Below are 8,632 nucleotides of genomic sequence, written 5' to 3' on the forward strand. Positions count from 1 at the left end.
GTCAATAATTTTTTTGTATAATAATCCATGAGAAATACCTCCTTGTTTAATTGTGGTGATTTAATCATACAGGTATTTCTCTTTTTTTGTCCACTTTTATATACAAAATCGTGTTGGTGGATTATTCCCACCAACACGATTTATTATAGAGCCTTTCTTTTATCGTACTACTATCATTTGTGGTAAACACCTTTTGACAATAGTTTTTTACATGAAACAAAAACAAAAGGACCCTTATAAATGGATACACTCTACCTATCCATTTATAAAGGTCCTGCCTGCTTTACCAGTAACATGCCACATATTTTATTGAAATTACTATACTATATTTTTTTGAAACCGTCAACATCTTTTTATAAAAATGATATTTATTCTATAACTATTCTTTTATAGATTTATACTCAGCTAAACGAACAATAATAAACAATCCCAGTAGCACAAGAATAACAATCGTTTTCATATCAAATGCCATTAAACTATTCCAATTTATTATGACAAGGCTTAGAAACCCTATGATACTTAATATAACAAAAAAATGTTTAAATTTTAGTTTCATGTCACATACACCCTTTCTTTGCTAACGTCATCTAATTATTTATATATTTATTGTACATCTCTGCTCTTTTTTTGTAAACAATTTCATATTTGCTATATACATAGTAAATTATATAATTAAGTTAACCAGTGGTACAAAAAACATCTCATAGGATATACTTTTCATAACAACAAAAAAGGATACCGATAGATGCAAAATAACTATAACATAAAAGGCACAACAGCCGTTACTTCTGACGAAGCAACGGCTGTTGAACAATGGATAAACCATTATCCTCGTAAATTATTTCATTATTTGTGCCCTTATGATTTGCCTGAGGTAGTTAATTTACTATTGTAATTTGCGATTATTTTTATACAAATTTCATGCATTCATTAGCTATATCGCACAACCTAAGTTGTTATTTATCTTCTGCTTTTTTTCTGACTAAAACAGCCATGCCGACAAATAATAAGCCTACATAAATAGCAACTGACTGCTCACCTGTTTTTGGTAAATATTTACCTTTTGTAGAAACGTCTGCTTGTTGCACTTCTTTTGGCGCTTTCATTGTACTGCTTACCGCTGGCATTCTCATTGGTAAAACAGACACCATTCTATCTTGATATTCATTTGTAAACATTCTTCCTTGTTTATCAATCACACTTACTGAAAGAACGGGAGCATATTTACCAGATACTAATGGTACTAATTCTATTTCTATTGGTGATACATCCAATGCTTTTTTATGTATCATTACTGTTGTTTCAGTATCACTATCAACACTTCTAAATCCTGTTGTACCTGTCACTATTGTATATGCTGGATTTTCAACAATTTTAAATTTTGTTGTATCCACTTTAACGGCAACATCATAATCTTCTTTTTCTAATCCATTTAGTTCTCCTAATGTAACCGTTGCTTTGAATGTTTGTCCTACTCTTGCTGTTTCAGGTAGGGATAAATTCACACCTTCCATATCCATCAACAATACGCGAACCATTTCATCTTTATATTCATTTATAAACATATTATCTTTTTTATCAGTAACAGTTACTGAAAGAATAGGTGCATATTCACCATTATTTATTGGAATAACATTCACTTCTACTGGTGATGTATCCATTGCTTTTTTATGTACAACTAACGTATCGCTTGTTTCATTGCCCTCAATTTTAAAGTTTGTTGTATCCACTTTAACAGCAACATCATAATCTTCTTTTTCTAATCCATTTAATGCTCCTAATGTAACCGTTGCTTTAAATTTTTGCCCTACTCTTGCAAATTCAGGTATAGATAAACTTGTTTTCATAGTGTTATCTATATTAGAAGCTACATCAATCATTTCAGCTTCATATTCTTTTGTAAACATTCTTTCTTGTTTATCAATAACACTTACTGAAAGAACAGGTGCATGTACACCAGATAATAATGGAACTAATTCTATTTCTATTGGAGATTTATCCATTGCTTTTTTATGTACAACTAACGTATCACTTGTTTTATCACCAACAATTTTAAATTTTGTTGTATCCACTTTAACGGCAACATCATAATCTTCTTTTTCTAATCCATTTAGTTCTCCTAATGTAACCGTTGCTTTAAATTTTTGCCCTACTTTTGCTGTTTCAGGTAGTGATAAATTCATTTCTTTAATAGCATCTGTATACATTAAACCATGACCAATTGGATAGGCAATTTCTGTTTCAGAGATAACACCATTTTCAACAACCGGTACATCTACTGGCAATGTACCAATATGTTCTTTGCCATCAAAAATAACTTCTACACCAGCAGGAATATTTGGTCCGAACGCATTGTCTGGTTTCAACGCTTCTGTTGGGTCCATTCCTTTGTTTCCGTATACAGCAACAATCGCTTTAGCACGTGGATAGTTAGCAACATCATAAGGTTTAGAAATACTCATAACAACAGATTTTTTATTTGTTTCATTCGCATAATCAATTACTTCTGTTGGAATTTTTGTTAACCATACATCACTTGCTAATTGTGCTTGTCTACCTATTTCTGAAATAACAATTACATGTGTAGCATTGTCTATTTTTGATTTTAATTCATCTATTGTTGTTTGATTACTATAGCGGAAAGACTCAAATGTAACGTCTTTAGAAACAATACCATCTGCAATCAAACGTCTCATTCCTAATTCTAATCCTGGCAATTCATTATTATATGCACCTAATAAAAGAACTTTATCGCCTGCATTTGCTTTGAATGGTAAAACTGTATCGTCATTTTTCACAACAGTTACAGCACTTGTAGCGATAGTACGTTCTAAGTCACGGTTCATATCCGAACCAACACTTGCCGTTGCTTTTTCTAGTGTTCTATCCGCTAATGAAAAATCTAGTACGCCACGTTTTTCTTTCAATGTTAAAACACGTGTCACCGCTTCGTTCAATCGACTTTCTGGAATAATTCCTTCATTCACAGCTTGTTCAATGTCATTAATGATTGTATCAATTTTTACTAAATCAGCTTTACTTCTTAAAAAAGTAGGCATTAACACAATATCCACACCTGCTTTAATGGCCATAATTGCTGCTTCTGATTCACCAAAGTTTTTCGCAATAGCATCCATTCCCATGGCATCGGTAATCACAACACCATTGTATCCGAATTTATTACGAACAATCCCTGTAATAACATCATCAGATAACGTTGCTGGAATATAAATTTTTTCGCCACTTTTTTTTGATACAACAGTATCTTTTTCAATTTGTGGATATTGAATATGTGCTGTCATCAACATGTCAACACCATTATCAATAGCTGCTTTAAATGGTAATAATTCTAATGCTTCTAGTTCAGCATAAGATTTATCAACCAATGGTAATCCTGTATGTGAATCCGTTGCTGTATCACCATGTCCTGGAAAATGTTTTGCTGCAACAGCAACATTGTATTCTTGAATACCTTGCATCATTGGAACACCTAATAATGCTACGACATTTGGATCAGATGAGAATGAACGTAATCCAATAATCGGATTATGTGGGTTATTATTTGTATCAAAAACAGGGGCAAAGTCAACATTTAGCCCTAAAGCAGATAATTCTCTCCCAATAATTTCTCCTGCTTGTCTAGCTAATTCTGGTTCTCTTGTTGCCCCAACTGCCATATTACCTGGTAAAGCTGTTCCACTACCTAAGCGGTATACAATACCACCTTCTTGGTCAATAGTTAGTAATAGTGGTAAATTACCATTCTGTAAAATCTGTTTCGCTATCTTGTCCAGCTTGTTTCCATTTTCTAAAGTCTGGCATCAACATTTGCGTGATTTTTTGACGAATACTCATTCCCTCAACAAGAGTTTGTACTCTACTTGTTTCTGCTTTTATTTGGGTGAGTGGACAAATTGTACCCGCTACCAATAAAGCAGTTGCTAATAATAGACGTTTTCTTTTCATAAATTTCCCTCCTTATAGGTAAATTTATAATAACATAATCCGAATGAATTGTAAACGTTTACCCGTTCGGTTATTAAAGAATTTTTATACCTCGTCGTTTTATGTATTGATAAGGTAATATAAGAAATAATTGCTCATTTAAACAAAATAAATCCACTTAAATGATAAACAATTATATGATGAAATCAGTCCTATTTAACAGTGCTTTTAAATAACATCTTTTCATCATTCTTAATGGTAAAAAAGACAGTACTAATTTCTCTCTAACAACTTATTTAAGAAAAAACAACTAAAGAGGTGAACAACGTTCAAAAACGTTCATTCACCTCGAATACTTCTTTATTTAGTCATTTTTCAACCATTTGGTTGCTGTTTCTAGCATGCGTATCAATAATTCATGTCTATCTGCCATCATATTGTAAATAGCATCTTCTGATAAAACACCTCTTTTTAACATCTTTGGTAATTGATTTGTATCATCCAATATTAAATCAGTATTTCGTTCGTCACTATAGTAATAAGTGATCAATTCTTGATAGTTTGAGTAGTCTTTATCCAACACATCTAAGCATTTTTCTAGTTGTTGTAAATCATTGATTTGCTTATCTAATACATTTTCCATATATTCAATACGTTTTATTGAGTCGTTCATAATATCTCCTTTTTATGATGATAAAATAAGTTCATAAGACCATCCTTTGTTGACAAACTCTTTCTTTTTAAATCCTAAGCTCATATAAAGTGCTTGAGAAGCAACATTAAAATCATAGATTTCTTCGATATATAATTTGTCATATCCTAAAGTCTTGGCTCTTTCAATAAGTGTTTGAATAACTTTTTTCCCAATACCTTTTCCTCGATATGATTTATTGCCTATCACAATAGGCATATCTTCTTGATGAAATGATACATCCCCAATCGGTTGATACGTTCCATTCGTATACACTTCAATAAAATAGACTTCACTAACACTATTCCAGTACATATACATTTTTTCAAGTAATTCTTTAGAGTATAGATCTCTATCACCATCTACATACCAGACTGTTTCTTCGTCTTGGTACCATTCAAGTGCAAAATAAAAATTTCCGTCAAACTTTCTCAATCGTAATACGTCATCAATTGGAATGATATTAGGCTGCACGATATCTTTAATTGGCATACATGCTTTCCTTTCACTTTTAGATAAATTTATCATATCATGTTTGCTTTCTCACGACAACTTACTCAATCAATATCTTAAAACTCGAGATGAAATAATGTTGACGAAAAAATCATTACATTATATTCATTATTCCATATTCAAACAGAATCATATTAATCTAACGTACTTAAGGCCATTCTCAGTCATAGAATAAAGCATTGGGTAGCTAATACTATTCTATTCCTCTCCTCTAGCGTCATTTGACATAGAAACGCAAAACGAGGTGAACCATCCATAGTTGGTTCACCTCGTCACCTACTTCATTTTTTAGTGATGATCTTCAGTCGAATTTTCCTCTACTTCTTCTGAATTCGGATTGACAATACGCACCACATCACTATCATCAGATGCTGTTTCTTCATTGTTCGTTTCCAATGCAGCATCACTTGATTCTTTTTCTTCTGTTTCTGAAGACACTTCTGGCATTTCAGACGTCGATACTTCTTCATTAGATTTTGGTTCTTCACTTACCGCATTGCCTGTAGTATCATCTTCTACACTATTCACTACCATATCTTCCTTTGGTGTATCAGAAACAGGTTTTTCTTTGAAGTTTGACGGTGTTGGTGTTGGATCAGTTGGTCCAATCAACCCTCTAACATCTTCTACAAAACGTTTCGCATCTTCTCGAACAGACGGCACTCTCCACTCAAATGGTTCGTCTAATCTTGCATATTTTGGACCCGTTATTGTATTATTTGTTTCTGCTGGTGTTTCATGAGACAAACGGATTGCATCTTTAGCGTCTGCAATCAAATGGAAAATAGAGAAAATAGATTTGCGATTCATAATACTTGCTTCATAAGATTCATAAATCGCATCTGACACAAATTCTCTTGTATCATAAGACAATTCTCTATCGTCCACATGAGCTAATAAATAATCTAAAAATTGTAACCCAGTAATACCAGGTCTTGCTCTCAAATCATTAAATCCATTGATATATATATCCAAATCATTTAATCGTTGAAGATTTTTTGATTCACTAATTTTATAAAGTTTATCTAGCAAATTTTCTTTTGTTATTGAAAATCTTGATAAATTCAATCGATTAATTTTATCAACAAGCTCACTATGTTTTTGCGCCAATGCTTGATCTTCTTCGGACAACGCTTCTTCTTCATTTAACGAAATATATTGTTTTTCAAAAGCTGTTAACATATCTAAATAACCTTGCGTTGAATTACCACCTAAAGCAACTTTTTCTTTAAATTGACGTAAAGCTGTTTTAATACGTCTTAATTGCTTAGGATCATCTTTATAAGTATCCTCTGCTTGTTTTTCAAGATCTTGTGCTTTATTGATAACAACATCTTTATCTAAATCACCACGAACAAAGGCTCCAACAATATCTGGCAATTTATTTTTGAAGTATTCTTTTTCTCCACCCGACATAATTTTCACATAGTGACTATGATCACCATGTGAAATAACAAAATAGCCATCTTTAATTTCTAATTGCTCCGGAGAAACACCCATTCGTTCTGCAATAGATAACCATTCATTTTCAAAATCTGCCTCTTTATCATCTGTCATAACAGGTATTTTTAATTTGTTAATAGGAATAGCATACGGATGAATATGGGATGGATCATATTCATGTGTCGGTTCATTAAATACAAAGTATCCATTATGGACTTTGATTGCTTCTCTTGGAACACCATACGCCGCTATAATATAGTTTATTTTTTCTTCTAAATCATCTGGCAAATTCGTGGGTTCTTCTGGTTTTGGCTCTTCTGTTTTTGGTTCTTCTATTTTTGGTTCTTCTGTTTCTTCTTCCTCATGAGGTTTCACAAAATCAGACGGAAGATCTTTTTTGTAAACATAATGGAAATGATCTCCATGACGTACAACATATCCTTCTTCATCTTCACTCACAATATCTTTTGGATCAAATGCAAATTGATGATGTTCATTTTCTTCACTATGATGTTCATTATCGTCATGCATTGAATTATCTGCATCGTGATGTTCATGACCTTCGTGCGTATTATCTGATTCATGCTCTTTATTCACTATATCATTTACACCATGTTCATGGTCATGAGCTGCTTCATGCTCATCATGATGTGCTATTGTTGTACCGTTATTCACACTGCCTTTTGGAATAAAGTGGAAATGATCTCCATGGCGTACAATATATCCGGTTTCTGTTTCACCAACAACATCACTTGGACTAAACACATAATCATCATGCTCATGGTCATGGCCTGCTTCATGCTCATCATGATGTGCTATTGTTGTACCATTATTCACACTACCTTTTGGAATAAAGTGGAAATGATCTCCGTGACGTACAATATATCCGGTTTCTGTTTCACCAACAACATCACTTGGACTAAACACATAATCATCATGCTCATGGTCTACTTTGTGCTCATCATGATGTGCTATTGTTGTGCCGTTATTCACACTGCCTTTTGGAATAAAGTGGAAATGATCTCCATGACGTACGACATACCCTAATTCATTTTCTTCTACAATATCCTTTGGATCAAACACATAATAATCTTGTTTTTCAACCATTTTTTCAAAAATAGCATTCTCAGGTACTTTACCATGAACAAAGTGATAATGATTACCGTGCTTTAATAAATAACCATTTTCAAAAACTCTACCCACAACGGGTACTGGTTTGTTTTGTTTAATTTGATTTGCAATTGTTTCATATAATGCTGTTTTGTCTTTTGTATTTTCTGTTTGCTTATTGGATACGGGTGCTTCCATTTTCGTTACATTATTTGATTGTGATTGCAACAACGCAAAAGCACACACACTTGTTAACGCAACCGCTCCTACTGTTCCGATAATAATATGTTTTCTCTTCATTTTTCTCCCTTTCACAAATCGTAATAGTTACATTTTGTATAATAAAGGATTTTACATAAGATGTCAATTCTATTATATGGCTTCATAATAGGTTTATTGTGCAAAATAGTATGTATTTTAAATAAATTTATGCATCAAGAACAATGTATACTTTATTCTGAAATCCTCTTGTCAATTAAAGTTTTTAAATAAAAATGGACCTAAAAACAGGAAATACCCAATATCATTTATAAATATCTATTAGAAACCCTTTTTTTATCAGCTATGAAACACTTCACTTTTTATACCACTCTATTTTTATGCATTATGGTAATGTCATCATATTGGACTAAACCCTCATTTTTTACCTAAAGAGTTGATGTGTAATAAAGCAATGGTAACTATACACGACCATTCTCAACGATAGAAAAATAGGCTGTATAATTTTTAGGGTTGATGGCATAAGCCAGCAACCCTAATTTTATGTAGACAAAAAGGCAATTTTCTCTTAAATTAAAAGTACGACCAAATAATAAGGAGAAATTGCCTATGTCTAATATAACAGAAATCTTACTACAATTAAAGGATAAAAACATCACATTTGATCATGAAAACATATCAGAGTGTGACATTCGACATAAAAAATCATTG

The 8,632-nt window shown here is 32.4% G+C and carries 4 protein-coding genes and 1 pseudogene; 1 reads left to right on the plus strand and 4 read right to left on the minus strand.

Annotated elements, in window-relative coordinates:
• Positions 1 to 745 precede the first annotated feature (745 nt).
• Complete coding sequence (locus tag GMA06_RS07825; RefSeq protein WP_163562250.1) at positions 746 to 895, plus strand: hypothetical protein; 150 nt, start codon at positions 746 to 748, stop codon at positions 893 to 895.
• A 1,006-nt stretch (positions 896 to 1,901) separates the two neighbouring features.
• Here the strand turns inward: GMA06_RS07825 and GMA06_RS07830 are convergent.
• The 4 genes and pseudogenes from GMA06_RS07830 to GMA06_RS07845 all read right to left on the minus strand — a co-directional run.
• A pseudogene (locus tag GMA06_RS07830) lies at positions 1,902 to 3,966 on the minus strand (glycoside hydrolase family 3 N-terminal domain-containing protein); the annotation flags it as partial.
• Positions 3,967 to 4,309: 343 nt separating this feature from the next.
• Entirely contained in the window at positions 4,310 to 4,618 is a 309-nt protein-coding gene (locus GMA06_RS07835; RefSeq protein ID WP_163562251.1) for a DUF4298 domain-containing protein, read from the minus strand.
• 12 nt (positions 4,619 to 4,630) lie between these two features.
• Positions 4,631 to 5,128, minus strand: coding sequence for a GNAT family N-acetyltransferase (locus GMA06_RS07840; protein WP_163562252.1), 498 nt, complete (start codon positions 5,126 to 5,128; stop codon positions 4,631 to 4,633).
• A gap of 309 nt (positions 5,129 to 5,437) precedes the next feature.
• On the minus strand, positions 5,438 to 8,002 hold the full coding sequence (locus GMA06_RS07845) for a pneumococcal-type histidine triad protein (protein WP_163562253.1): 2,565 nt from the start codon (positions 8,000 to 8,002) through the stop codon (positions 5,438 to 5,440).
• Positions 8,003 to 8,632 lie beyond the last annotated feature (630 nt).

It is taken from the genome of Granulicatella sp. zg-84, from assembly GCF_010892375.1.
GTDB lineage: Bacteria > Bacillota > Bacilli > Lactobacillales > Aerococcaceae > WM01.